The 310-nt window shown below is 64.5% G+C and carries 1 protein-coding gene; it reads left to right on the top strand.

The annotated features are described in order from the left end of the window. Positions 1-310 (top strand): UDP-3-O-acyl-N-acetylglucosamine deacetylase (locus tag KVT32_RS29545; protein WP_217619367.1); only part of this gene is annotated, 310 nt, incomplete at both ends.

Here is a 310-nt window from a genome sequence, read left to right as displayed (position 1 = left end):
CGTCGAGCGCGGAAGTCGTCGGCGATACCCGCATGGCGTCGGTCCTGGTCAAGGATTCGGCGCGCGTCTCGACCGTCGAACACCTGATGTCGGCCTGCGCGGGTCTCGGCATCGACAACCTCTACATCGAAGTCACCGCCGAGGAAATCCCGATCATGGACGGCTCGGCCTCGTCCTTCGTCTTCCTGCTGCAGCAGGCCGGCGTCGAGGACCAGCCGGCGCCGAAGAAATTCATCCGCGTGCTGAAGGAAGTCGAAGTGCGCCAGGGGACCGGCAACGGCGAGAAGTGGGCGAAACTCAAACCCCACGA

The organism is Achromobacter sp. GbtcB20, assembly GCF_019091095.1.
Classification (GTDB): domain Bacteria; phylum Pseudomonadota; class Gammaproteobacteria; order Burkholderiales; family Burkholderiaceae_B; genus Achromobacter; species Achromobacter mucicolens.
The sequence above is the reverse complement of the archived record's forward strand: the minus strand, read 5'-3'. Positions and strand labels throughout refer to the sequence as shown.